The sequence below is a fragment of the Deltaproteobacteria bacterium genome, assembly GCA_019308905.1.
GTDB lineage: Bacteria > Desulfobacterota > BSN033 > WVXP01 > WVXP01 > JAFDHF01.
The window spans coordinates 118,510-143,967 of sequence record JAFDHF010000003.1 but is presented as its reverse complement, the minus strand read 5'-3'; the positions used below and the strand labels follow the sequence as shown (position 1 = coordinate 143,967).

22 protein-coding genes are annotated in these 25,458 nt (G+C 57.5%); 5 read left to right on the top strand and 17 right to left on the bottom strand.

What is annotated here, in order from left to right:
* Window positions 1-86: 86 nt before the first annotated feature.
* The 15 genes from JRJ26_02425 to JRJ26_02355 form a co-directional block, all read right to left on the bottom strand.
* On the bottom strand, window positions 87-1,313 hold the full coding sequence (locus JRJ26_02425; protein ID MBW2056330.1) for an aspartate aminotransferase family protein: 1,227 nt from the start codon (window positions 1,311-1,313) through the stop codon (window positions 87-89).
* A 111-nt stretch (window positions 1,314-1,424) separates the two neighbouring features.
* Window positions 1,425-2,192 (bottom strand): aspartate/glutamate racemase family protein, encoded by a 768-nt coding sequence (locus JRJ26_02420; GenBank protein ID MBW2056329.1) that lies wholly within the window; start codon window positions 2,190-2,192, stop codon window positions 1,425-1,427.
* A 4-nt stretch (window positions 2,193-2,196) separates the two neighbouring features.
* The gene (locus JRJ26_02415) at window positions 2,197-3,075 is read right to left on the bottom strand and encodes a hypothetical protein (protein MBW2056328.1); all 879 of its coding nucleotides are present in this window, start codon (window positions 3,073-3,075) and stop codon (window positions 2,197-2,199) included.
* 45 nt (window positions 3,076-3,120) lie between these two features.
* Complete coding sequence (locus tag JRJ26_02410) at window positions 3,121-4,023, bottom strand: ABC transporter permease (protein MBW2056327.1); 903 nt, start codon at window positions 4,021-4,023, stop codon at window positions 3,121-3,123.
* Window positions 4,024-4,030: 7 nt separating this feature from the next.
* Window positions 4,031-5,041: an ABC transporter permease gene (locus JRJ26_02405; protein MBW2056326.1), complete on the bottom strand. Its 1,011-nt coding sequence runs from the start codon at window positions 5,039-5,041 to the stop codon at window positions 4,031-4,033.
* A gap of 66 nt (window positions 5,042-5,107) precedes the next feature.
* Complete coding sequence (locus tag JRJ26_02400) at window positions 5,108-6,739, bottom strand: ABC transporter substrate-binding protein (GenBank protein ID MBW2056325.1); 1,632 nt, start codon at window positions 6,737-6,739, stop codon at window positions 5,108-5,110.
* Window positions 6,740-7,111: 372 nt separating this feature from the next.
* Window positions 7,112-8,662 carry a Gfo/Idh/MocA family oxidoreductase gene (locus JRJ26_02395; GenBank protein MBW2056324.1) on the bottom strand — a complete coding sequence of 517 codons (1,551 nt, stop codon included), beginning with the start codon at window positions 8,660-8,662 and terminating at the stop codon, window positions 7,112-7,114.
* A 20-nt stretch (window positions 8,663-8,682) separates the two neighbouring features.
* A complete protein-coding gene (locus JRJ26_02390; protein MBW2056323.1) occupies window positions 8,683-10,032 on the bottom strand; it encodes an alkaline phosphatase family protein in 1,350 nt (449 codons plus the stop codon).
* 242 nt (window positions 10,033-10,274) lie between these two features.
* Window positions 10,275-11,219 carry a glycosyltransferase family 2 protein gene (locus tag JRJ26_02385; protein MBW2056322.1) on the bottom strand — a complete coding sequence of 315 codons (945 nt, stop codon included), beginning with the start codon at window positions 11,217-11,219 and terminating at the stop codon, window positions 10,275-10,277.
* 9 nt (window positions 11,220-11,228) lie between these two features.
* Window positions 11,229-12,905, bottom strand: coding sequence for a hypothetical protein (locus JRJ26_02380; protein MBW2056321.1), 1,677 nt, complete (start codon window positions 12,903-12,905; stop codon window positions 11,229-11,231).
* Window positions 12,906-12,930: 25 nt separating this feature from the next.
* On the bottom strand, window positions 12,931-13,977 hold the full coding sequence (locus JRJ26_02375) for a glycosyltransferase family 4 protein (protein ID MBW2056320.1): 1,047 nt from the start codon (window positions 13,975-13,977) through the stop codon (window positions 12,931-12,933).
* Entirely contained in the window at window positions 13,950-14,840 is an 891-nt protein-coding gene (locus JRJ26_02370) for a glycosyltransferase (protein MBW2056319.1), read from the bottom strand. The genes JRJ26_02375 and JRJ26_02370 overlap by 28 nt, the downstream gene beginning before the upstream one ends.
* Window positions 14,827-16,020 (bottom strand): glycosyltransferase family 4 protein, encoded by a 1,194-nt coding sequence (locus JRJ26_02365; protein ID MBW2056318.1) that lies wholly within the window; start codon window positions 16,018-16,020, stop codon window positions 14,827-14,829. Before JRJ26_02365 ends, JRJ26_02370 begins: the two co-directional genes overlap by 14 nt.
* Window positions 16,017-17,213, bottom strand: a complete 1,197-nt coding sequence (locus JRJ26_02360) for a glycosyltransferase family 4 protein (GenBank protein MBW2056317.1) — start codon at window positions 17,211-17,213, stop codon at window positions 16,017-16,019. Before JRJ26_02360 ends, JRJ26_02365 begins: the two co-directional genes overlap by 4 nt.
* Window positions 17,214-17,330: 117 nt before the next feature.
* Window positions 17,331-18,194, bottom strand: a complete 864-nt coding sequence (locus JRJ26_02355; protein MBW2056316.1) for a glycosyltransferase family 2 protein — start codon at window positions 18,192-18,194, stop codon at window positions 17,331-17,333.
* Between the two features lie 486 nt (window positions 18,195-18,680).
* Here JRJ26_02355 and JRJ26_02350 point away from each other — a divergent pair, with 486 nt between their 5' ends.
* From JRJ26_02350 to JRJ26_02335, 4 genes are all read left to right on the top strand, one after another.
* Window positions 18,681-20,237: a B12-binding domain-containing radical SAM protein gene (locus JRJ26_02350; GenBank protein MBW2056315.1), complete on the top strand. Its 1,557-nt coding sequence runs from the start codon at window positions 18,681-18,683 to the stop codon at window positions 20,235-20,237.
* Window positions 20,222-21,331, top strand: a complete 1,110-nt coding sequence (waaF, locus tag JRJ26_02345) for a lipopolysaccharide heptosyltransferase II (GenBank protein MBW2056314.1) — start codon at window positions 20,222-20,224, stop codon at window positions 21,329-21,331. Before JRJ26_02350 ends, waaF begins: the two co-directional genes overlap by 16 nt.
* Before the next feature lie 161 nt (window positions 21,332-21,492).
* A complete protein-coding gene (locus JRJ26_02340; GenBank protein ID MBW2056313.1) occupies window positions 21,493-22,509 on the top strand; it encodes a bifunctional hydroxymethylpyrimidine kinase/phosphomethylpyrimidine kinase in 1,017 nt (338 codons plus the stop codon).
* A 28-nt stretch (window positions 22,510-22,537) separates the two neighbouring features.
* Entirely contained in the window at window positions 22,538-23,035 is a 498-nt protein-coding gene (locus tag JRJ26_02335) for an adenylyltransferase/cytidyltransferase family protein (GenBank protein ID MBW2056312.1), read from the top strand.
* Window positions 23,036-23,075: 40 nt separating this feature from the next.
* Here the strand turns inward: JRJ26_02335 and JRJ26_02330 are convergent, their stop codons facing one another.
* Window positions 23,076-23,978: a lysophospholipid acyltransferase family protein gene (locus JRJ26_02330; protein ID MBW2056311.1), complete on the bottom strand. Its 903-nt coding sequence runs from the start codon at window positions 23,976-23,978 to the stop codon at window positions 23,076-23,078.
* 98 nt (window positions 23,979-24,076) lie between these two features.
* Window positions 24,077-24,355, bottom strand: a complete 279-nt coding sequence (locus tag JRJ26_02325) for a septum formation initiator family protein (protein MBW2056310.1) — start codon at window positions 24,353-24,355, stop codon at window positions 24,077-24,079.
* Window positions 24,356-24,688: 333 nt separating this feature from the next.
* Here JRJ26_02325 and kdsB point away from each other — a divergent pair, with 333 nt between their 5' ends.
* On the top strand, window positions 24,689-25,456 hold the full coding sequence (gene kdsB / locus JRJ26_02320) for a 3-deoxy-manno-octulosonate cytidylyltransferase (GenBank protein MBW2056309.1): 768 nt from the start codon (window positions 24,689-24,691) through the stop codon (window positions 25,454-25,456).
* Window positions 25,457-25,458: the final 2 nt, after the last annotated feature.

The following is a 25,458-nucleotide window of genomic DNA, read 5'->3' as shown; positions in this document are numbered from 1 at the left end:
CTTCCAATGACGTGGTCCGCCACCCGCGCGGACCAGCCAGATCGGACCTGTCCTCCGAGCCTGGGGAAGTCGTGATGGTGCCCGGCCTATCTCTTCAGATTAGCGAAGGCCCGATCGAAGATGTCGAGCGCCTGGGCAACCTGTTCCTTGGTAATAACCAGGGGAGGTGCCACGCGTATTGTGGCACCGGCATTCATCGTCCAGCCCACCGTGGCCCCCAGTTCCTTGACCTTGGTCACAAATGCCCCGGTATCATCATCCCTGATGAGCTCCATGGCCGTCAGCAGTCCACGGCCCCGGATCTCCTTGATCAGATCCGGGTATTTCCGCCGCAACTCCTCCATCCCGCGGACAAGCTCGCCCCCCCGTTCCCTGGCGTTCTCCAACAGATTCTCTTCCTCTATGACCTTGATGGTCGCAACGGCGGCAGCACAGCAGACCGGATTGCCTCCAAAGGTGGAACAGTGGGCCATGGGCGGGTCCCTGAAGGTGTCCATCAACTCACGGGAAGAAATGAACCCTCCCAGGGGCATGCCCGAGGCTATCCCCTTGGCCACGGTCATGACGTCACCGGCCACTCCGTAATGTTCGGAGGCAAACCATTGGCCGGTCCGCCCGAACCCCGTCTGTACCTCGTCCACAATCAACAGTGCCCCGAACTCATGTGCCAGGTCGCGCAAAGCGGGCAGGAAGTCATCCCTACACGGGCGGATGCCACCCTCGCCCTGGATCGGTTCGACAAGGATCGCGGCTACGTCGTCGTTCATGACCCCCCGTGTGGTCTCGATGTCGTTGAAGGGCACTTCAATCGTCCAGGGGTACAGCGGCTCAAAAGGATCCTTATACAGTCGCTTTGAGCTCACCGACAGTGTCATGTAGGTCCGCCCGTGAAAGGCACGATTGAAATAGATCAATCTCTTGCGGCCCGTGGCCTTGACAGCGAGCTTGATGGCCCCCTCGATAGCCTCCGCGCCGCTGTTGCACAAAAAGACCGTCTCGAGTCGGCCGCCCTTGGGGGCACGCTCCACGATCATCTGACAGAGCTCGGCTTGAACACCGTAGGCGTAATTGCCGAAGCAGTTGGCATGGATGACTTGCCGTGCCTGATCGCAGATGGCTTCAACCACCTTCGGATGTGAATGCCCGGTGGAGGCCACAGCCACTCCACTCATCAGATCGAGATACTCCCTGCCGTCGGCGGTCTTGAGAATGCACCCCTTGCCTTCCAGCGCCACCACGGGCTTGGGGTGGGGAAAGATCTGTGCCACGTACTTCGTATCAAGTTCCTTGATCTTCTCTGAACTCAGGTCCATCTTTCACCTCCCAGTAATGTTGAATTGATCGCCTTTGCCCCTTTGTTCCCAGTCTGCTGCTCGTTACAGCCGGCCACTCTCCCTGCCAGGCTCCTGTCTGCCGGCTGAAACTCAGCCCCCCTCTTTCCGGGCAGGCCCGAGCCCCTGACCCACCGAGACGATCGTGGCCGAACAATTCCTGAATGTCTTTGGCTCGGGATATTTGAACGCGGTGATCTTGCTGGTGGCGACGCCGTAGTCGACCAAGGCCTCGGCCATCTTCACCGCACACACCACACCGTCGAGAACAGGAACACCCAGGGCCCTGCCGATAGTTCTGTCGAGTCCGGCCATTCCGGCACACCCCAAGAGAATCACCTCGGCCCGATCCTGTTCCACCGCCCTTTTTGCCTCCTCGACCAGACGGTTGCGAACCTCTTCGGACTTGGCCTGTGTTTCCAGCACCGTCATCTCCAATGTCCTGATAGAGGCACAACGCTGTCTCAACCCATATCGATCCAGCAGATCCTCGAGTTGCGGCCGCGACCGGGCAAGAACGTCCAAAATGCTGAACCGGTACCCGAGCATACAAGCGGTCAGCATGGCGGCCTCGGCAATCCCTATGACAGGGGCGTCCAGAATCTCCCGGGCCGCAAACAGCCCCGGATCGCCGAAACAGGCGATGACGTAAGCATCGAATCTCCCGCCGTGCTCGGCCAGGAGTTCGACTGTCGCTTCGGCAGCAACCACCTCATCGAAGTAACCCTCGATGCTCACTGGTCCCCTATCAGGGTTCAGGGCGACGATTTCCGTGTCAGGCCGGGCATAGCGCCTTGCAGCCTCTCCGATGGACGCGGTCATCTCAGAGGTCGTGTTTGGATTTACGATCAGGATACGCATCTCCCTATCCCCTTCTCCTCCGGACCGCCGAGGCACCTCTTTTTGCCCGGGTGGAACACCGGGCCGCCCCTACCTTGCCAGAGGATCCCTCGCATCCGGCACATCTGGAAAACATGTTCTCCAGGGGCGGTTCCCCCTTGATTTGATCGATCAGCCGGAAAGCCCTCTCAACGGCTAGATCGTCTCCCATGAGCACAAGGGTCACAGACCCTGCCCCGCTGCCCACACCATCCATTGCCACAGGAAGGGCCCTCACCCCAAAGAGATTTCCGAAAGCCTCCACCTCCCTTATCACTCTTCCAGGAAGAGGCATCATCCCGCAGGACATGCCATGGACCATGTCTGGTCTGAACCTGGATATTCCCATATGAGGGATAATCTCTGTGAGAGGAACGGGAATGGTCTTGTTGAGGGTCATGGGCACGATGAGCTGGATCCCTTTTGCCAGAATGTGGGGCAGATAGTCTCCTGCCTCTCCCCCATCCGGAGACGCCACAAGGACTCCCACGTTTCCCTCGGGGTCTATCAGGTTCCCACTCTTGATAATGATATCGTCCTGATCCATCCTGTCTATGAAGGCCTTGAGATTCTCTTCCGGGAAGTCGAGCCAACGCTTCTCCCCCCTTTCGAGCAGCAAGAGCCTTTCCCGCCTGTCCGGAGGAACCACACAGGATCCCCCGGAATAGATGAAACCACAGCAGTATCCACTCAGACTGACCGCCCCGCGACCCAGTAGCTCTTCGATTACGTAACCCGCCGAGGTGCACAAAGAGAATCCGATGAGTCCTTCCTCTTTCGCCTTGCGTACAGGCTCCATGTGGGCAATGGATTTGGCGATCAGACGCTTCGATTCTTCGGGAGTCAACGTGACCATGGCCTGCATGAAAAAACCCTCTCTCACTCACGGCAACGGCGAAAGCCGCTCCTCTTACACGTTTAGGCGGGGGTCAAAGATGTCTCTGAGCCCGTCACCCAGCAGGTTGAATCCGGCCACCGCAAAAAAGATGGCGAGACCTGGAAATGTGGGATACCACCACTGCACGAGGATATAACTCCTCCCTATGGAGATCATGGAGCCCCACTCGGGCGTGGGGGGGACGGCTCCCACACCGATGAAAGAAAGGCTCGCCGTAGTCAATATGGCATAGCCGATGTCCAGTGTTCCCTGCACGATCAAAGGTGCGGTGCAGTTGGGGAGAATATACTTCCACAGAATCCGTGTGTTGCTGGCACCGAGCGCCCTCGCAGCCTCGACAAACTCCTTGTTCTTGAGCGAAAGGATCTGTCCCCTTATCAGTCTGGCATACCAGGGCCACCAAACCACGGAGATGGCGATCATCGCATTGATCAGACTCGGACCAAGGGCAGAGGCGATACACATGGCGAGAATCATGGCCGGGAATGCCAGAAACATGTCCGTCAAGCGCATGAGGACTTCGTCCACCCTCCCCCCCCAGTAGCCGGCTATCGAGCCGATGAGAACGCCCACGCTCGATGCAATGGCCAGGACGACCAGGGCGGCCGTCAGAGAGAGCCGTGCACCGTAGACCACGCGGCTGAAAATATCCCGTCCCATGTCATCGGTTCCAAAGAGATGACGGCTGCTCGGGGGGGCCAGGCGCTCCTCAGGAACGATGTGGTATGGATCATAACCCGCGATTACAGGAGCGAAAACCGCGGCAGCGAGTAAAATCACGATCATGACCAGGCCCACCAGGGCAAGGGGGTGCCTCGAAAGGCTCCGGTGGAGCGCATGGAAACCTCCGGCAGGGCTCAGGCCGGCCTCGGCTTCCCACTCATCGATCTGAGAATTCTGCTCCAGCAAGTCCATCGGCCCCCTAGTACTTGATCCGCGGGTCAAAGAGTGTGTAGAGAAGATCAACGACCAGATTGACCAACACATAGACCATGGAAACGAGCAGGGTCACACCCATGATTGCAGGGAAATCCATGTTGTTGATAGCCGTCACCCCGTACCTGCCGATGCCCGGCCAGTTGAAGATCGTTTCGGCCAGGAAGTCCCCTGCCAGGAGGAATCCTGTCTGGAGACCGACCACTGTAAGGATCGGGATGGCGGCGTTCTTGAGGGCGTGAATGTAGGTCACCCGAAACCTGTTAAGCCCCTTTGCCTGGGCTGTCCGAACATACTCCTGGCTCAGGCATTCCAGCATGCTCGTACGAGTCATTCTGGTGACCACGGCAAGAGTGCCAAAGGCCATGGTGGCTCCGGGCAGAACAAGGTGTCTCAGGGCATCCCAAAAGACCTCCATATCCCCTGCGATCAGACTGTCTATGAGATAAAGGCCCGTGAAGGCCTTGGGTGGAAGAGTGTAGACATCCAACCGCCCGCCGATGGGCAGGATCTCGAGTCTTCCATAGAAGACGAACTGGTTGACCAGCCCCAGCCAGAAAATCGGCATGGAAACTCCGAGGACCGCAAAGACGCGAAAGCAGTGGTCCGTGAGAAGCCCTCTCTTGCCGGCTGAGCGCACACCCAGGGGAATTCCGATAACAAGAGTGACGAACATGGCAAATCCAACCAGTTCGACGGTTGCCGGGAAGTAGTCCTTGAGATCCTCAATGACAGGCCTGCGGGAAATGATCGACACCCCCAGATCCCCTCTCACGAGATTCTTGACATATATCATGTACTGAACCGGGAGAGGCTTGTCCATTCCGTACTGCCTCCGGTAGATTTCGATCGTCTCCTTTGTGGCCCGCTGGCCCGCAATGATCCTGATCGGGTCGGCCGGTACGATGTGGCTTACCGTAAATGTAATCAGGGACATCCCGAAAATCACAAGTCCCAGATATGCCAGTCTTCTGAGAATCAAACGGTACATGGACACCTCAGGCAGACAATACCCCCGAACCGGAGCCCTCCCGCATCCATGTTCGGGGGTAGAGGGGTCACCCTATTCCTTCCACATGTCATAGAAGGTCATTGTATCCGTGTAGAGCCCGTTGTAGACAAATCCTCTCACGTTATCCCTCATGGGAAGCCGGTACTCCGTCTCATAGAGGCAGAGATACGGAACCTCATCATAGAGGATCTGTTGAATCCTGGTGGCACTGTCGTACCACTCCTTGTCGTCCAGGATCGACTCGAGTTTGTCGATCCGTTCGTTCACCTCAGGGTTGTCGTAGTATACCCAGTTCCATCCGCCCGAGGCCTGTGCATCCTTGTGGCACATGGACCAGAAGTAATCGACAGGAGAATCCACGAAGGGCCACCATACCACTCCGTATGCGTGCTCGGCAGTCTCGGGATTGGACAGAAGGGCATTGAAAGCCGCGTTGTTGAGTTCCTGGATCGTCATCTTGATCCCCAGTTGCTTGAGACTCTCCTGGAGCGTCTCGGCAACCGGTCTCTTCCACTCATACCCCGTCTCCCAGACGTACTTGATGGTGAATCCACCATTGGGATATCCGGCCTGGGCCAAGAGTTTCCGGGCCTTTTCGAGATCATAGTGGTAGGTGGGGATGTTGGGATTGAATCCCGGAAACGTGCTGGGCAGAAACCCCACCATCTGTTTCCCGTGGCCTTCGAGATTTTCTTTCACGTACTTCTGATAGGGAAAGGCATAGGCGATGGCCTTGCGGACCCGCACGTCGGCCGTAGGGCCTTTCTTGCAGTTGAGGCCGATATAGTAAGTCTCCAAGGAGGGATGCTTGTAGACGACTATCCCTTTGCCCTCTATCTTCTCCAGATCGTTTTTCATCTGGTCCGGCAGACCGATGACGATGTCAGCCTCACCCCGCTGGAGCATCAGGTTGGCAGTGGCGGGTTCTTGAATGTACTTGATGATGATCCTGTCGAAATTCCGATCCTTCCACCCTCGCCAGTAGTCCTTAAATCTCTCCAGGACAATCTGCTGGCCGTGATCCCACCTGACGAATCGGTAGGGCCCGGTCCCGACAGCATGGTCATAGAGGTATTTCTCCGCCCAGTCGCTGACCTTCTTCCCCTCCTTTTCGGTGACGATTTCGTGGGCTTTCACGAGCTTCGGGTTCACGACAAAAGAGGGGGTATACATCCCCGCCATTGCCGACAGGAAAGAGCGGACCGGATACTTCAGGGTGATCCGAAGGGTAAGGTCATCCAGAACCTCTATCTTCTCCACCGGGGCAAGCACGTACGAACCCGCCTTGCCCAAGGACCTGCTCCTCTCCAGGGTGAACTTCACGGTCGCAGCCGTGCAGGGAGTCCCGTCATGAAACTTCACTCCTCGCTGAAGATGGAACGTATATGCCCGACCGTCCGGAGAGATCTCCCAGCTCTTCGCCAATCCCGGGATAATCTCGAAGGTGTCCTCCCTCAGATTGAGCAGGGGTTCGTATACCCCTCTCCAGATCAATGGAGATTGCCCGTCCAGGGAAACATGGGGGTCCATGGTCACGGCCTCCTTCACGCTGACGATAACCAGAGTCTTCTTCCTCCGATCACCCGCAAGGGCCGGACTGGAAACCGCCAGAGCCAGAAAAGCCAGGACTAGGAACGAGGCGGCAACAGAAAAAGCGTAGATTCTCGGCTTGGTTCTCTTCATCTTTTATTCCCTCCTTGTTTAGAGATTTCCTTGTTCGAAAACGATTCTCACCTCCCTTCTCTTCTCCGGTCTCTGAGAGAACTCCTGGTATCCCATGCGGGCAGGAAGGACTGGCCAGAGCCTCTGTCCCCTTCAGGCCCTGCCTCCTGACCGCCCGACGATCCAGACCAGGGAATCTGTACAGCTTGATTGTAGATTCGATTGTAGATAAGTAGAGCCTGATTATAATCGAAGGCGCCTCAAATGTAAACCCGCTCGAGTTTTCCGGTTTTCGGAAAACGCCATTTTCCTGAACGACTTTACAGAAGCGGCGGGGCACCAATCGACGGTGGGCGGGCGCTCTCCATTGCGCCTTTTCTTGGTGCCGCTGCTCTACACGGGTTTGACCCTGTTGTGGTCCTTCCTGTATGTCTTCCCACAGGCCTGACAGATGGCCAGGCCTTTCTTGAACTCAATATCAACGCCACACTCGCACATCCATCCTTTGACTCTGGCCGGGTTGCCGTAGACCAGGGCATAGGGCGGAACGTCCTTTGTCACGACCGAGCCGGCCCCGACAAAGGCATACTGGCCTATGGTATGGCCGCAAATGACCGTGGCATTGGCCCCGATAGTGGCCCCTTTCTTGACAAGGGTCGGCCGGAATTCGTGCTTCCGGGAGATGTGGCTTCTCGGGTTGAGGACATTGGTGAACACCATGGAGGGGCCACAAAAGACATAGTCCTCAAGGGTTACCCCTGAAAAGACCGATACGTTGTTCTGGATCTTGACATTGTTGCCGATTCGGACGTCCTTACCCACGTAAACATTCTGCCCGATGCTGCAGTCTTTTCCGATCCGGGCTCCCTCTGTGATATGGGTATAATGCCAGATTCTCGTTCCCTCCCCGATCTGGCAGCTCCCGTCCACGAGCGCCGTGGGATGTGCGAAAAACCCTCCCCTTCCGACAGAGATGACGGCTCCTGACTTCTCCAGTGATCGCTGGCAGCACTCCAGGATCTCAAGAACGCGAAGGCCGCTGTTGCCGTCTGTTCTCGGTTGACGCCGTGACTCAATGGAGTCCAGGAAATGCCGGCATTCCGCCTTGAGGGGTTCCGCCTCGGGAATCCGGACCACCTCGGCATCCTCTTTTCTGGGAATGGGGACCCGGCCGACCCAGTCTATATGGTGATTGAAGAGCAGCAACTTGTCCTCTGGAACCACATCGTCGAAAACCGCCATCTTCTTGTCGCCCACTATGACGAGCTTCTGTTCCTTGTAAGGGTGGAGCCAACTGACAAAGATGTGCGACTGGACACCACTGGCAAATGTCATGGTCGTCACGGTCACATCCGCGATCTTCTGGTTCAGATAGGTCCCGCCGTGAGCCGAGACGTGGGTCGGCATCTCGTCGAGCAGCAGCAGAATCACCGAAATGTCATGAGGGGCAAAGCTCCAGAGGATGTTTTCCTCTGTGCGGAATTTCCCAAGATTCAGGCGCGTCGAATATACGTAGTTGATCTTGCCGAGGCTTCCACCGTCCACCATCTCTTTCAGTTTGATGATAGCCGGGTGATATTCCAGGATATGCCCAACCATGAGAATCGCGCCCTTCTGCGCGGCCAGATCCACGAGTTCCCTGCCCTCTGTGGTTCTGAGGGAAAGGGGCTTTTCCACAAAGACGTCCTTTCCGGCAGCGAGGGCCTCACGGGCCAGGCTGAAATGAGTCTCAGCCGGCGTGGCAATGGCTACCCCCCTGATCTCTTCGTTGCCGAGTACCTGAGAGAAATCCTGTGTTGTACCGGCTTGGGGATACCTGGAAGCAAACTCCCTGAGCCGTTCCTCCTCGGTGTCGCATATGGTGTGGAGAGAGCCGAGCTCAAAAAAGTTCCTCACCAGGTTCTTTCCCCAGTAACCGCAGCCAACGACGGCGATGTTCCTCATGGCTCCTCATCTCCCCTGTGTCAAATCAGGTCCTCGGCTTCAACGTCCGCCGGCCTCTCTACACCTGCGAGTTTCAGGACAACGGAATAGGCGTCCATGATTGCAAACCCGTTGTCCTCCTTGTGGATTTCCCGGTCCCTGACGAAGAGGAATGCCTCGTCATAGGTGTGCATGCCGGTCACCTCACTCCGCATGGTGAATGCAGGCTTGCCAAAACTCCCCTTCAGGTCGTAGCCGTCTGCAGGTATCGCCACCAGATCCGGAGCCGAAGCCAGATACGGGCCAGTATAGACCTCTTCCCTCTTCAGCACGGCTCGGATGATAGGGTTGCCCCCCTCTGGATCACGAATCCCGAGGAGGCCCTCGGTCAGGTCCTCCCTTGTCCTTTCGTACTCCCTTCCCTCTGTCACGGTCCCGGTTGCCTCGCGTCCTTTCAGGTTCACATAGACTCTACCCGGATAGAGGGTGTAGGCCCGCGACTCGGGATGGATATCTGCGAGCGCCTCGGACTCCCTGCGCATCTTTAGAAAACCCTCTTGCTGGAGCCAATGGTTCAGAAAAACCTCCCGTTTCAGTTCGCAGAAGCCGTGGTCAGACAGAATCACCAGCTCTGTCCCGACCCCGATCCCCTCCACGAGAGCCCCTACATAGCGGTCGAGCTTCTGGTAGAACTCGAGGAAAAGGGGGGAGTAGACGGGATCCCCGTCCTCCCACTGCTTCCAGAGAAAATGGTTGATCCGGTCTGTTCCCATGATATGGAGCTGGAAGAAGTCCCAATCAAGCCGGTTCATCATGGTGAAGGCAGCCGCAAATCGTTTGTCCAGGGCATCGTTGACCTCGGCCAGGAAATCGTCCCTCGATCTTCTCGCCTTCCAGGAATCGATGTCTATGCGGTATCCCATGGCCTTCAGCTCCTGGGCTATCTCCCTCGGGTAGGAAATCTTGTCGATGTTGGCACATAAGAATCCTGCAATCAGCAGGCCATTGACCGCCCGGGGGGGATAGGTCCCGGGGACGTTGATGACCACCACCTTCTTCCCGTTTCTGCTCAGCCTTTCCCAGAGGGTTTCTGCAGCCATGTATCTGGAGGTTGGGATGTACATTTCCATGGTCCGGGGCATCCTGTCGATGAAGCCGAAAATGTTGTGTCGGCCCGGGTTGACCCCGGTCATGTAAGAGGCCCATGCAACCGAAGAGACACACGGCAGCACGGAGTTCATCCTCCTCAGCGATCCCTGGGACAGGATCGATCTGAGGTGAGGGAGGAGATTCTTCTCGGTCAGAGCCTTGATCAAGGAGAAGGGAACGCCGTCGATTCCCAGGACAAAAACCCGATGCTTCCCGATTCCGGATTCCGTTACAATCGCCAACCCGCCACCCATTGGGAAAGGCCCGCATCAGGCGAACCCTCCGCGTCTTCATAATCAAATAGCGTGCCATCCCATGGCCGGTTCTTGATAGACCCCGCGCTCTTTTGCCACCCCCGAGACGACCAGGGAGTTTCTCCCTGCAAGCGATCATCTCCTCTTTTGTTTCATGGCCACAATGGATTGGTAGAATCGAGGTTTATGATTCGATGCAAGCGCCGAAAGAGGGTGAGCCCAACAGAAGCTCATGCATATTCCTTGAGCCCGGGCTTCTCCGGGCACAATCTCACATGCCACAGGAAAAGAGTCCAGGTAACGGCCAGCTTCCGGCGGGCCCTTTTGCCCAGAAAAAGCGTCAAGAAACAGATAAGACCCTGGGCCGGCAGTGCCACGGACAACTTCAAAAAAAGGATGACCCGGAGGGCTCCAGCCTGGAGCTCCCCACGGTTCTTCTTGAAGAAAAGATATCTGGACCGGTAGTATTCAACCCTGGCCCGGGCTTTCACTCTCCCCGCAGTCCGCCCCTGGAGGTGGATCACCCTGGCCTGGGGTACGAGATAGACCTTCCACCCTCTCTGCCTCATCCGGAAGCACCAGTCTGTCTCCTCCATGAAAAAGAAGTAATCCTCATCCATGGGGCCCACGTCGTCGATCGCATCCCGTCGCACCATAAGGCAGGCACCGATCGCCGATTCCACCTCTACGGGTGAGGAGAAGGAGAGCCGCTTGCTTGGATACCGGGCTGGGAAAAGCAGTCTCAGGAGGCTCTTGTTGAGCCCCTCGGAGATGAGAGTCGGGAAATTGTCAAAGGAGTTCTGTTTGCTCCCGTCGGGATTGAGAAGCTGGGGCCCCACGATCGCCGCCCGGGGTGTGGCCTCCATGAAGTCCAGGAGAAGACGAACAGCACCTTCCTGAACAAGGCCGTCCGTGTTGAGAAAAAGGATGTATCGCCCCCGGGAACGTGCCAGACCCTGATTGCCTGCCCTGGCAAATCCTAGGTTTCTGCTGTTCTCGATCAGGATGACCCCGGGAAATGCCGCCCTTATGGATTCAGCGCTTCCGTCGCAAGACCCGTTGTCTACGACCAATACCTCTGTGGAGAGACCACTTGTGTCCCTGTACAGGGATCGGAGACACTCCAGGACGAGGTCGCGGGTGTTCCAGTTCACTATGATCACGGAAAGCTCCATCACCACCTGCTATTCAAATCCCTCCACCACCAAACCGCCCGGAGAAACATAGACGACCCCCTGCCTGCGGCTTTCCTCCAGGACCCGCCTGATAACCCCCCTTTCATCGACGGAGATCGGATTCGACCTGAGATATGCCTTGAAGAATCTAACCCGGTCAGTGTAGCTCAGAAACCCTGGAATGGAGCAGTTGATCTGGACCAGGTTCCTGAGGACCTCCTCGCTTCCTACGGCGGTCCCCTGGGTCACATCCTCCAGGTCGAGGAGACTGAAGCTCCACCCGTCCGGTCTCTCCCTCACCAGAATGTTACAGGTCTTGAGATCCCGGTGATAGATCCCCGCACCATGGAGGCTTCCCAGCCAGCCGGCAAACTCCTCGATAAACCTCCGCAGGTGAGACCTCGGCTTCTCCTCGAACCTCTGAACCAGATACCGGTCCAGCTCCGTATCCCCCACGCAGGATTCGGTGATGAAGAAGGCCTCCTGTAGCAGGCCCAGCCTCCGCCTCTCGGCATATGCCAGGGGTTTGAGGGGGGAGAAACCCAGCCTGAAAAGCGTGTTTCCCGCCACCCACGAGGCCTTGCCTTTTGGCCTGCGGATGGAGTTTCTCCAGCGGTCCCACGGCCGCTCATACCTGTACTGCTTGACGCACACTCTCAAACCCCGGGCCCCGACGCGGTCGGCCAGGGAAACGATGGTTTTTGCCGAGTGCTTCAGCAGATCCTCGGGCCGGAGCCGGACGGTCTCCCTGTGGACACTCAGGATCGCCTCGATCTCATCCGCACCGATCTCCCTCCGCCGAAACACCCTCCAGCCGCGACCCCTCTCAAGAGCAAAAAGGGTGCTCTCCTTCAGGCACCTCTTGGCCCGGCTCTTCTCGTGCCGTGCAGCCATCTTGCGGATCATGCCTTCCACTCGCCTGAGATGCACCTCCATGCTCCCGCCTCGCAGCCCGCAACCACCGGAGTATGCCAGGAAGAACGCCTCCCTCGCCTCACGGTCCATGATGAAGTCCAGGGAATTGAAAAGCTGAGCCATATTCCACAGCCGCTCCGCGAGGGAGACCCGGCGCCGCCTTCTTGCCTGGTGGAGATCCACCAGATAGAGAGAGAGGGGCCGGCCGCCGGTGAGGAGGAGGTTCCCCGCGTGGAGGTCCCTGTGGAAAAGCCCCGCGTCATGAATCTTGCGGATCGTCTCGGCCAGAACCCCGATGACGTCGCGCTTCTTATCGTTCTGGTTCCGGAGTCGCTCCTTGCAGAAATGGAGAAGATCCGAGGCGCCCTCAAGGGCCTGGGTGACAAAGAAACTCTCCTCCAGAATCCCATGCTTTCGCCGTTCCAATGCGGCCACGGCCCTGGGAGTGAGAATACCCTTGTGCCGGAGGAACCGAGAGATGCGCCATTCCGTCACGGCCCGTGACGGGAGAAAGAGATACTTGCATTTCTGCCACCCACCGATGCTCCGGAATCTCTTGATAAAAACGGCCATCCCTTGCCCGACGGGCACTATTGCGGCCCATCTGATTCTGGAATCCTTGAGAACCCTTCCCCCACAAACCTTAACCCGGGCGTCAAGGTCATCGAAAAAACCCGAGCCCGGCTCCAAAAGTCCTTTCGCCTCGGAATCGACGAGGCCGTGGAGGTCTCCCTCTCTGATGTAGACCCAATCCGCTTCTCCGGTCTTCATAAGCCGACCTTGACGAGGAAGCTTTTCACCCCCTGGGGATCGGTCCAGGGTGGCTCTTGTCCTTGACCAATCCGTCCAGGAGTCTCACCAGCCTCTCTCCCACTGCCTGGAGGCTGTACCCCCCCTCCACAATCCTCCGCCCCTCAAGCCCCATCTTCTCCCTCAGCCCGGGATCCTCCGCCAGAGTACACAGCTTCTCCACCCACTCCCTGTTCGTTTTCGCCCAGAAACCGTTCGACCCGTCCCTCACGATATCCCGGTTCATTCCCACAGGGGAACAGACCACGGGAACCCCCACAGCCAGATACTGGACGATCTTCAGACCACATTTGCCTTGAGCCCACGGGTCATCGGTCAATGGCATGATACCTATGTCGAAGCTCTGGAGGTCTCCCACCTCTTGATCCTCGGCCCAGGATTTCTTGACGATCCTGATCGAGGGACTGTCAAGGAACCGGTCGCAAACAATCTTGAGAGAGACCCGAGGTTTTTTTCTTGCCACCTCCTCGAGGGCCGGGAGGATCCCCTGGAGGTATTGGATCGTCCCGCTGCTTCCGATCCAGCCGATAGTCACCTCTCCTGCCGACTCCCCGTATTCTCTCACGGCATAGCGCGACAGATCGACCACGGTGGGGATGACAAAGACGCGGTCCCCGGTGGTGAACCTCATGGCCACTTCCCTCAGGAAGCTGTTTCCTGCGAAGACCATATCACAGGATTCCACGATTCGCCTGAATTTTCCCATCCTGCTGCCGGACTCGGGTTTCCCCCAACGGGAAGAACGGTACATGATCGCATCATCGAAGTCGAAGACCAGTCTCCGAGACCGCCTCCTGAGAAGGCCCAGTTCCCAGGGTTGGATCAGCCTTCTCTCCAACAGAACGGCGTCGTACCGGTCGGCCCGGGTGAACCGACTCCACCGGCCTACCAGCCCGGCCGGGAGTCGAACCAGATCGGTCTCGATCCCCCTCGCCCTTAGAAAGGGGATGAACTGGGGAATCCTGTATCGCGGGGCAAAAGACCGGTGCATCAATACATAGAGGTTCATGGTTTTCCGGAGGCCTTGAGCCATGCCCCCAACCAGTATCGAAACGGCCGAAATCGGAAGGGTGTGAGCCGCCACGATCTGCCGAAGGCTTCTCGGGCCTTCCCGAGATCACCCCCCCGCAGGTATGCCCGGCCACAGTATATCTCGAGATCCGATATCCTCATCCGGTACCTCGATGGCGGTATCACCCGCGGATCGTAGTGGGAATCCAGGATCTGGAGTGCATTCAGCCTCAGGGTGAGCTTATCGCGGCTGACATTGTCCTCCTGCTTCCTGTAGCGAACCAGAGGCCGGCTGAGATAGGCGATGGGATACCGCCTGGCCACCCGGAGCCACAGGTCGTAGTCCTCCGCGCTCCGGTACCGCTCATCAAAATACCCGATCTCCTGGAAGCACTCCCTCGCCATCACGACCGTCGAGGTTCTGACAAAGCTGTTCGAATAGAGAAGGGGAAACAGATTCCCCACAAGGTCCCGGCTGAGCCTTCTCTCCCTCTTCCCGCCAGAACCGATGAGACTGGAATCCGTGCAGGTGAGCTTGACCTCCGGGTGCTCCAGCATGAAGCCCATCTGGACTTTCAGCTTCTCAGGTTCCCAGAGGTCGTCGGAATCGAGGAAGGCCACATAGGTTCCTTTTGCCTCCCTTATCCCCACGTTCCGGGCAGACGAGGGGCCTCCGTTCTCCTTGTAGACATATCTTACACGGCCGCCGTAGGGCCTGACCGCATCACCGGTGGCGTCCGTGGAACCGTCATCCACGACAATGACCTCGAACTCCCTCCATGTCTGTTCGAGAACCGAGTCGATAGCCTCTTTCAAAAGGTCGGCCCGGTTGTAAGTGGGGATGATGACACTCACCCTCACCTTCTGGCTCTCAATTTCTCCCACGACTCCCTTGCCCCTCACCCGCCCTGGGTCCCATCCGCAGCACCCTCTCGTAGAAGCCCTCCACCTCGATTGCCTGCTTGTCCAGCCGAAACTCCCTCAGTGCTTTGGACCGGGCCGCCCGCCCCATCCTGTCTCTGAGATTCTCGTCCAAAATCAACTTGCGGAGGGCAGCCAGTAGATTGTCTGGAGTGTCTTCGACCACAAAGCCCGTCTCTCCGTCCTCGACAAGCTCTGGAAGCATCCCTCGCCTGGCCACGACCGCGGGTTTCGCCATGGCCATGGCTTCTCGAAGGGCCCGTGCGGTTCCGTCCGAACCTGCCATGAGAAAGACGAATATGTCCATGGCCGCCAGGGTGTCGAGATAGTTATCTGTCTGGTAGCCGGCCATGACCACACTTGCATCGAGTCCCAGGCGGCGCGTGGGTTCGATCACGCTATCCCTGATCTGGCCGCTCCTCCCCACAAGAAGAGCCTTTACACGGGGAAATTCCTTTACCAAGGCGGCCAGTGCCGTGAGAAAAACATCGGTTCTCCGGTACTTCTGAAAGCGGGCCACCATACCGATAACCAGATCCCTCTCACCGAGGTTGAAGTCCTCCCGCATGTTTCGGAAACGTCCCTTGGGATCATACTTCTCAAGCTCCAGGGCGACACCCGCCCTGCCAACCCTCTCAGGAGGAAGAGAGAAATTCGCCGCATCTATCTTCTCGGCCCTCTCCGAAAAAGTCAGGATCCCATCCGTGAGTTTCGACACGAGCAGCCGGTTTCCCGGAGACGGAGCAATGGAGTCCCGCTTGTGATCGGTTCGGATAACCACAGGCCTTGTTTGCGAGATGCGTGCTGCCAGGCCGCCCAGAATATGGTCATGGGAATGATGGACATTGACGATATCAAATCTCTCCTGGTCGATGAACCTCCGCAGAGACACGAGATCCCCGAGGCTGTAGGCCAGGGCAAAGGGCATGTATCCCTTTTTTAAAGGGCGGAGGCTGAACCGCTCCGTGGCCGTGAAACTCCTGGCCCCGACCCTCCTGGAGATGCCGTCCGTACCTTCAAAAGGGGAAGCACGATAGGCGAGAGTAACCTGGTGACCCCTTTTCTGCAGAGCTTCACAGAGCAGGACGGTCGGTTCTGCAGGGCCGGTCCACTTCCAGTCACTGAACAAGTGGAGTATCTTCATGCGCCCGGCCCCATCGGCCGCCCCCCTGCGACCTCGTAATAGACCCTCAGGGTCTCCTCGAGATTGTAGGCGGGCGAGTATCTCTCCATCCCCTGTCTTGCGGCGACTCTTGCCTGCTCGCGGCGGTCCTCGTCAAAATAGTAGGCGATCGATCGGGCCAGATCGTCCACATCGCCCGGATCGTCGAGAATCCTGCCTGCCCTTTCAGACGTGATGGCGTCGGCGGCACCGTTGAATCTCGAGGTGACCACCGGAAGCCCGCTCGCCAATGCCTCCAGGACCGTAAGCGAGCAGGAGTCGTAGAAGGTGGGGTGGACATAGATGTCACTGGCCGCATAGAACCGTTCCATGCCCTTTACGGGTCCCAGAAAGCGGGTAAGGCCCGAAACACCCAGTCTCCGGGCCATCCTCTCGTAGCGGCCGATCCGCCCCCTGCCCACGATGAGCAACAAGAACGGCCTGTCTGCAAACCACTCTCTCAAAATGACAAGGGCCTGCAGAAGCGGTTCGAGTCCCTTGAGGCGATAGTTGTTTCCCGCGAAAAGGAGGACGATCGTATCCCCATCGATTCCGAGTTCTTCCCGCTTCGGCGTCCGAAAGACCGCTCTTGCTTCCGGATGAAAGGTCTTCAGGTCCACGGCGTTGAGTACCACCGCAATCTTCTCCTCTGGAACCCCGTAGTACCGAATGATGTCCCTCTTGATCATCTCTGAAATGGCGATGATTTTCCTCACACGGTCACTCAGATACTGCTTCTTCTGGATCCAAAGCATGAGGTAGTGATAGGCGGAAAGGTACCGCTTGAGGAGCTTGTACAAGAAGTAGAACCTGTTTCGGACCGAGGAGAACTCCTGTCTGAGATAGGCCTTCTCCACGCCCCCGTGGGGATTGAAAACGTTCATAGCAAAACTCTCGCCCACGCCGTGAACTATGTCGAAATCATAAGATCCCACGGCACGAGCCGAATTGACGAGAAAAGAGAGGATCCTCAAACTCCGGGGACACGGCAGGGCAGATACGGAGTGGACCTGAAACTCAGCTTCCGGAGCATCTTCGATCTCCATGGCGAAAACATGGACGTCGTGCCCTCTCTTGCAGAGTTCCCCGGCCAACCAGGAGAAGTACCTCTCCCCACCTCTCGACGGTACATACCGGTCCAAAACAAAGGCGATCTTGAGTTTCCCGGATGCCACACTCGTCCCTTTCAGGGCCCTAGGAATTCGACATCCCCTCTTCCGGTTTCCACCCCGAAGAGAAGCGGCATTTCGGGATCCACAGAAGAGAATCCCTACACGGCCGGTGATAAGAACTCAGGACGACTCCCCAGGGAAGACACCTCCCCATCCCTCCCCCTGCCCTTCTTTATCGCCGAACTTGGAGGTTCTCTCCAGCTCCCAGAGTTTTGCGTATTTGACAAAAACATAGAAGGTGGTACAGACCGCTATGACCAACCCCGGCACCCCGTCCCTGAATCCGCCCTTCAGCAGATACTCCTTCAAGAAACGGAAGGGGGGCCTGAAGAGGAGTCTAGGCAAGCTCGACCTCTTACCCGAGGCGGCCATCTCCTGGGCGGTTGTCCGAGAATACCGGTCGATCGTCTGAATCTGGTCCGAGATATCCCTGTAAGTATAGTGCAGGTAGTGGTGTTTCAGGTGCTTCACTCTGCCCTCCACAACCACCTTGGCATGAAGATCTCCCATCCAGCGGCCCTTGTGCCGCCGGTAGAGGCGGATCTCATAATCAGGATACCACCCCCCATGGGCAATCCACCGGCCCAGATAGAACGTCCGGCGATGGCAGATGTACCCGTCCCATTCGCCGTGGTTCTGCTCCAGCTCCCGGCGGATCTCATCGACCAGTTCCGGCTCAACCTCCTCGTCTGCATCGACGAACATGATCCACTCATTTCTGGTCAGATCCGCGGCGTACTGATACTGCTCCCGGAACCCCGGCCAACTCCTCTGGATAACTCTGCCCGCCATCTTCTTGGCCACTTCAAAGGACCCATCGTTGCTGAAGGAATCGACCACGATCAACTCGTCCGCCCACTGGAGGCTCCTCAAACACCGCTCAATCGTTCGCCTGTTGTTGTGTGTCAAAACGTAAACCGAGACAGGGACCATCTCTCCATCCCTCTCAGCCGTTGGCAGCAGATCAGATTCTCCATCACCCACGGCGGCCTTCTCCGCATTGCGTCCAAAAAGACTTTATACCCTCAGGCCCACCAACTGTCAATCAACGCGTAGGTGGAGTTTCCTGACTTTTGGAGAACACCCTTGCCTCCGAGCGACATTGCGGAAGCAGTGGGGTACCCATCAACGGTGAGCGGGGAGGGGAAAGGTCGTGTTCGTGATTCGTGTTCGTGATTCGTGTTCGTGGGTCGTGTTCGTGGGGAAGGGGCAGGAATTCCCCGCCCGCGAACGTTGATAGGGTCACCGCGTGAGCTCAGGAGCGAGGGGACAAGGGTGTTCTCCTGCCAAAACAGAAAAAAATCGTGAAGCCATATACTTGCAAGAATCCTCGGCCGAAAACTCAGGAAACTCCACACGCGTAGCCGGAGTCTCCTGGCTTTTCAATCGAGGATCTCTGGAGGTTGTAAAGCATACGACGCTGCTGTCTGAGTGGAGAGGTCCGATCTCCCCCTTGGAGGGGCACCATTATTGAACTTCAAGGCGGCCCGTGATATCTTTTGCCTGAGGCTAAAGATGCGGATTCTCTTCATCTATCCCAACCTCCACGCGCAGATCGGCTTCAACTACGGTATAGCCTATCTCTCGGCGGTCCTCCGGCAGCAGGGGCATGTCACAGGCCTTCTGAACGTCAACGAGAGTCTCGGCTATCCTCTCGACATCCAGAGAATCATACACGATGTCAAGGCCTTCTCACCTGATCTTGTGGGTTTCTCCGTGGTAACCAACCAGCTCCAATATGCCCTCCGGATCGCAAGGGCCGTTCGAGGCTGCACGGATGCTCCCTTTGTATGTGGAGGGATTCATGCGACCGTGGCCCCCTCGGAGGTTCTCGCGACCGGCCTCTTCGATTATGCCTGCGTCGGAGAAGGAGAAGAAGCCCTTGCCGACCTTGCCCATGCCTTGGAAAGACACGAGGACACCTCCCGTATTCAGAACCTGTGGCTCAGAAGGGACGGTACGATCGTCAAGAACCGGGTCCGCCCGTTCATCTCCGTCGAGAATCTCCCTCCCAAGGATTATGAGATCTTCGATTTCCAGAAGATGATCGACGCAAAGGACGGATGGGTCGGCGTCATGGCGTCCAGAGGATGCCCGTTCCGGTGCACGTACTGCTTCAACCACCGGCTGGTGAATATCTACCAGGAGGATACCGGCCTCTCCCCTGCCGGTTTGAACTACATCCGCCATCACCCCGTGGACGAGGTCATCGGCGAGTTGGAGTATCTCCTCGGCCGGTACAAGGGCATCAGAATGTTCATATTCGATGATGATCTCTTCACATTCCGAAGGGATTACGTCCATGAATTCTGCCAGGCTTACAAGGAACGAATACCCCTTCCCTTTGTGTGTAATGCCCACGTCAAGGTCTTCGACCATGACATCGCCGGAAGCCTTAGACGAGCCGGATGCCGCATCGTCAAGTTCGGCCTGGAGAGCGGAAGCGAGAGGGTCCGAAAGGAGATCCTCAACCGCCCCATGAGCAACGCAGACATCATCAGGGCCTTCCGAGCCGCCCATGAGTCGGGTCTCCATACATCCGCATTCGTGATGATCGGACTTCCCGGAGAGAGCATAGAGGATCTGTTCGCCACCATTGACCTCCTGGCTACGATTAAGCCGGGGCGGTTTCGTTGGTCTATCTTCTTCCCGTACGCCGGAACGGTCGCCCATGAACTCGCCCGGCAGAAGGGTCTCATCGATTTCCACAAGATGCAGGGCCTCTCCAACTTCACCGATGAATCTTGCCTGGACTTCGGGGAGGACCATAACCTCCTTATCGAGAAACTGGCTGCGGCGTATCCGTGGTTTGTCAACGAAAGGGCGGGTTTTCCATCTTCTGCCACATATCGCGAGTTGGTCTCAGAGATCGAAGGCATGGACAGAAGGATCTGGGAGGAAACGAAGGGAACCATCCGCTCGAGGGACAAGGAGGTGTCGGCCCGCCTGACTCAGGCCGGGAAGATCCACTATGCCATCAAGTACAACGACTTCATGGGAGTGCGAAGCGATTGGTCCGATCCATAGACAGGGAAATTACGCGGAGGATTCTTGTCCGTTGCCCAAACTGGGTGGGAGACCTCACCATGGCCACTCCTGCCCTGAAAGCGATCCGAAACGGGTTCCCAGACTCTCATATCACCTGGCTTGTGAGGGCCTCGCTAAAGAAGGTCATCGAAAACCTCCCCTATTGTGACGAGATCCTCGAGTACGAGGAGAGACGATCTGGTTTCGCCAGGCGGAGGCTCCTCTCCTGGGCTGCACGGCTGCGGGAGCGGAAGATCGATCTGGCCGTCATTTTTCCGAACTCCTTCAGCTCGGCCTTCATGGCTTTTCTCGCAGGCATCAAGCGTCGTATCGGTTACAGCCGCGAGGGGAGACGTATTCTCCTTACAGACCCCATAGAACCTATCCGTGAGGGCTCCAGAATCGTTCCCGTTCCCATGGTGAAATACTACCTGAGAATCACAGAGGCCATGGAATGCCCGAGCCCACCCCCAAAACCCGAACTGGCCGTTTCGCTCCCCGCCCGGCAGGAGGCCCGGGCGATCCTCGCCAGACATGGCATAGACCAGGAGGGGATGATCATCGTAATGATCCCCGGTGCGGCTTACGGTTCCTCAAAGTGCTGGGAGCCTTCCTACTTTGCCGAGGTGGGAGACCGCCTCACAGACGAATATGGATGCAGTCTGCTCATAATCCCGGGCCCGGGTGAAGAGCAAATCGCCAGGGAGATCGAGGCCGAGATGCAAAACAGGCCCGTTGTGCTCTCCGATCCCATTGTGCCCCTTGATGTCCTGATGGCGGTGATCCAAAGATCCTCCCTTGTCATTACGAACGATACCGGACCCCGGCATTTTGCCGTAGCCCTGGACAGGCCCGTGGTGGTCATCATGGGGCCTACGGATCCACGATACACCAACCTGAACCTTGAAAAGACGGCCCTTTTAAGGGAGAATCTCGAGTGCAGCCCATGCCACCTTAAGATCTGCCCTCGCGAGCATCAGTGCATGACGGCTATCAAGCCGGAACAGGTTATCCAGGCGAGCGAGAGGCTGATCCATCGATTTGTGGAGCCTCACGGCCGGACCGGAGGGTCCCAGAGAAAAGGCACGGCCTGAGCCTGGGCCGGCTCAGACTCGTCCTGATGCCTTTCTGCCCTGAAACCCGCGGCCCGTGAAGTCGTTTTTCGGCCGGGGTCGAGATTTGGATGTGCGCCGGAGGGGAAGGGCCCGGTTGTTCCGCTGAGCAAGCGGCCGAACAGATCGATGGAAAGGATTCCATGGACATACCCGTCGAGAGATTCAAGGAGATTATCAGAGGGTTCGAAAACCGCAGAATCGCCGTCTTCGGTGATGTTGTGGCGGACATCTACATCTACGGCAAACCGCTGAGGCTCTCGAGAGAGGCTCCTGTCCTGGTGGTTCGCCACGAGGGAGAGAAGATCCTCCCGGGAAGCGCGGGAAACACGATCCATAACCTCTCTTGTCTGGGGGTCCGCGTCCTTCCCCTCGGCGTTGTGGGAGATGATGAGGCGGGGAGGGCTCTGGTAAATCAATTTTCACGAATGAACGTCGATCTGGAGGGCCTGATCGTCTTGGAACATCGCGGCACGACCACGAAAACCCGCATCATGGCCGGGGATGACCATACCTCAAAACAGCAGGTAATCCGTATCGATCGGGAGGTGAGAGAACCTCTCCCGAAAGAGGTGGAAGAGCGGCTGGCCGCCTACCTTGACAGGATTTCAGGCCAAGTCGACGCTCTCATTGTTTCCGATTACGGGTACAACCTGGTCACCCCGATGATTCTGGATAAGCTCAAGGCTCTTGCCGCGCACAAGACGGTTGTGGTCGATTCCAGGCACCGCTTTGCTCTCTTCTCCGGGGTGACTGCAATAACGCCCAACGAATCCGAGGCGGAGGCGGTCTCTCGAGAAAAGATAACAAGCAGCAAGGATGCTCTTCGTGTGGGGAGAAGGCTCGTCGAGGAATTGGATCTGAAGGCTGTACTCATTACCAGAGGCAACAAGGGCATGGTCCTGGTGGAGCGGTCCGGTGAGGCCCACGACATCGCGATCTGTGGCAGCGACGAGATCACCGATGTGACGGGTGCAGGGGATACGGTTGCGGTGGTTCTGACCGCTTCGTTGAGCGTAGGGGCAACTTTCTACGAAGCCGCCAGGCTGTCCAACTACGCGGGAGCCGTGGTCGTAATGAAGAGCGGCACGGCCACAGCCTCACCCGAAGAATTGCTCCGCGTCATAGAAGAGGATTACAAGCTCAAGGCTAGGTCCTGAATCTTCCGGGACGATCCGGAGGCTTTGCATGGGGGGGAACAAATTCATCGCAGATCAAGAGGATCTGCTCAAAATCGTCGACCGGTTGAAATCCCGAGGCAAGCGCATCGTTCTGACCAACGGATGTTTCGACCTCCTTCACGTGGGCCACATCCGCTGCCTGAGAGGAGCCAAGGAACTGGGCGATGTCCTGATTGTGGCGGTGAACAGTGACGAATCCATGAGAAAACTGAAACGAGCCGGCCGGCCTATCATGCCCGAGGGCGAACGAGTGGAGATTCTCGAGGCCCTGGAATGTGTGGATTACATCACACTCTTCTCCGAGGAAAAGGTCGATCGTCTTCTCCTAGCTCTCAAACCCCACGTCCATGCAAAGGGCACCGACTATACCGAGGAGACAGTGCCGGAGCGGGACGCCGTCCTCTCTTACGGCGGTGAAATCGCCATTGTGGGGGATTCCAAATCCCACTCCACGACCGAGCTCATCCGTTCGATCACCGAAACCGCGGCCAGGGGACCACGGTAGCCCGCGGCAGTCCGGGGGCAACAACCCCTCAGACAAGAACCTACCGTGTCCTGCGACGGTGCCTCCTCTTCTTTCCACCCCACCGGTGGTGGAGCCAGAAATACTGGTCCGGATGCTGCCTTACCATATTCTCCAGGATCTCGGTGTAGATCGCGGTATTGGTTTCGAGATCCTTGTCCATGTCTCCAGTGGTCACCGGTACAAGAGGCCTCCCGATGGTGACTCGGTGATGGCTATTGTTTTCCCTGATGGTGAAGATCGGGATCATAGGCGCCCCGGTTCTGAGCGAGAAAACCACAGGGGAAGGCGTAGTGGGAGCCTTCTTGCCGAAGAAATCGACCTTGACCTGACTCTTGGTTCTCTCCCGCTGGTCCACGAAAATAGCTACTATCTTTCCCTGACGCAGATGGCTTATTACCTGACGGCTCACCTGGCGCTTGGGAAGGATCGTCACTCCAGCAGCCTCCCGCGTCCTTCTCACATAACGATCGATCCATGGATTATGGATCCTCTGGGCCAGGGCGACGATCGGATATCCGAACAAAGAGGCTCCCAGCCCGGGCATCTCCCAGTTGCCAAAGTGGAAGGTCAGGGCGATCACGCCCTTTCCGTCAGCCAGGGCCTGGTCCAGATGCTGCCTGCCTTCCAGGCGAACGTATCGGCGGACATAGTCCATACCGAGCCTGGGCATCCTGAGGAACTCGACAAGAGTCATCCCCAAATTACGGAAAGTCTCTCTTGCAATGGCCTCCAATTCTCCAGGGGATTTCTCCGCACCAAAGGCTGTCCGGAGATTGTCCAAGGCGACTCTTCTACGATTCCTCACGACTCTGAAGGCCCACCCCCCAAGGCATCGACCCGTCCTCAGGGCGAACTCCAGAGGGAGAATGTCAACGACAAAGGTGAGGACCCGGAGGAGCAGATAAACAAGAAAGGATCTCACCGGGCCTCCACTAACCGAGAGGATTCCCACCTGGGCCCGTGTGTCCGGCGCCAGATCGACAGCGACTCCTTCATATCCTGTAACCCCTAAGACCTACCTTACCGTTCTTTCTCAAACCGGAAGATGATCTCACCTTGCCTGACCAGCCCTTGCTTGTGAGCCTGGAGCTCCAGGTACCTCCTATCCCCTCTCAAGTAACCGATCTCCTCCATCAGGGCCGTGTTCTCCCGGCGCAGCGACGCATTCGTTCTGGTCAGTTTCTCCAGATCTCCCTTCAACCTGAAAGCTCTGAGCAGTCCGTTATCGCCGAAAATAGTCAGCAGGCTCATAATCAAGAAAAAAACCAGGAAAAGAGCCGCATATATTTTTTTCTTCATCGATCCGTCTCGCAGCGGGTTCTCAATTGAGAAGGGCAAAGAGTGATGAATCGCCGGAAACATATGAATACTAGCAGAAAAACGGGTGCAAGTCCAGGCAGGCGTTTTCGATTGAGCCCCAAGAGGGTCAGAACGCACCCTGGCTCGCCCGGTGATGACAGGAATCTGCCCTCGCCCGCCGACCGGGCAGAAGAAGGAGTGGACGGCCGTGGCCTGGCCGCTCTTCAATAGGGAGAGCGGTTGACGTGGGGGTCAACTGCCTGTAAATTTGTGTTACGCCTGTCAAAGGCAGGGGAAATGTATGGATGTGAGATCTTCACCAGGGGACTATCCATGCAGGACAGAGCAGTCGCCGTTATTCCGGCACGCCTCCATTCTACCAGGCTGCCCCGCAAGGTGCTCCTCGATATCGCCGGTAAACCGATGCTCCGTCACGTGTACGATCGCACCCGTTCGGCTCGGAGCATCCGGCGTGTTCTGGTGGCAACCGACAGCACCGAGGTGGCCGACCCGGTTCGGGAATGGGGGGGAGAAGTCGTTGTCACCGATCCCGGACTCCCCTCTGGAACCGCTCGCATCGCCTCGATCGTAGACAGCCTCGATGGGGAGATCATCGTCAACGTCCAAGGAGACCAACCCCTAGTGGAACCCACGTTGATCGATGGGCTGGTCAGGGCATTCGAGGGCACCGGGGCCGACATCGTGACCCCCGTGTTTCGAGTAACACGGGTCTCGGACCTCACCGACCCGGGTATCGCTAAGGTAGTCAGGGCCAGAGACGGTCGCGCCCTCTACTTTTCGAGGAGCCCTATTCCCTATGTGCGAGATGTGCCGATGGCCGAATGGCCGAAAAGGGCCACCTTTTGGGCGCAGTACGGCATCTACGGCTTCAGGCGGCGGGTACTCGTGGATTTCAACGCCTCCCTGCCGCCGAGTGCTCTTGAAAAAGCTGAAAAACTCGAACAGCTCAGATTTCTGGAAGCAGGCTATGCGATCCACACTTTCACCACCCGTTTCCGCCAGGTAGCCGTGGACACCCCTGAGGATCTGGCCCGGGTTCGCGCCATCCTGGAGTCGCGGCCAAAGGGAGAGCCGGATTAGCA

Excerpts from the sequence above, each read along its gene's own strand:
- JRJ26_02425 (MBW2056330.1), bottom strand. The coding sequence starts at position 1,313 with ATGGACCTGAGTTCAGAGAAGATCAAGGAACTTGATACGAAGTACGTG.
- JRJ26_02420 (MBW2056329.1), bottom strand. The coding sequence starts at position 2,192 with ATGCGTATCCTGATCGTAAATCCAAACACGACCTCTGAGATGACCGCG.
- JRJ26_02415 (MBW2056328.1), bottom strand. The coding sequence starts at position 3,075 with ATGCAGGCCATGGTCACGTTGACTCCCGAAGAATCGAAGCGTCTGATC.
- JRJ26_02410 (MBW2056327.1), bottom strand. The coding sequence starts at position 4,023 with ATGGACTTGCTGGAGCAGAATTCTCAGATCGATGAGTGGGAAGCCGAG.
- JRJ26_02400 (MBW2056325.1), bottom strand. The coding sequence starts at position 6,739 with ATGAAGAGAACCAAGCCGAGAATCTACGCTTTTTCTGTTGCCGCCTCG.
- JRJ26_02395 (MBW2056324.1), bottom strand. The coding sequence starts at position 8,662 with ATGAGGAACATCGCCGTCGTTGGCTGCGGTTACTGGGGAAAGAACCTG.
- JRJ26_02385 (MBW2056322.1), bottom strand. The coding sequence starts at position 11,219 with ATGGAGCTTTCCGTGATCATAGTGAACTGGAACACCCGCGACCTCGTC.
- JRJ26_02380 (MBW2056321.1), bottom strand. The coding sequence starts at position 12,905 with ATGAAGACCGGAGAAGCGGATTGGGTCTACATCAGAGAGGGAGACCTC.
- JRJ26_02375 (MBW2056320.1), bottom strand. The coding sequence starts at position 13,977 with ATGGCTCAAGGCCTCCGGAAAACCATGAACCTCTATGTATTGATGCAC.
- JRJ26_02365 (MBW2056318.1), bottom strand. The coding sequence starts at position 16,020 with ATGAAGATACTCCACTTGTTCAGTGACTGGAAGTGGACCGGCCCTGCA.
- JRJ26_02340 (MBW2056313.1), top strand. The coding sequence starts at position 21,493 with ATGGACATACCCGTCGAGAGATTCAAGGAGATTATCAGAGGGTTCGAA.
- JRJ26_02335 (MBW2056312.1), top strand. The coding sequence starts at position 22,538 with ATGGGGGGGAACAAATTCATCGCAGATCAAGAGGATCTGCTCAAAATC.
- JRJ26_02325 (MBW2056310.1), bottom strand. The coding sequence starts at position 24,355 with ATGAAGAAAAAAATATATGCGGCTCTTTTCCTGGTTTTTTTCTTGATT.
- kdsB (MBW2056309.1), top strand. The coding sequence starts at position 24,689 with ATGCAGGACAGAGCAGTCGCCGTTATTCCGGCACGCCTCCATTCTACC.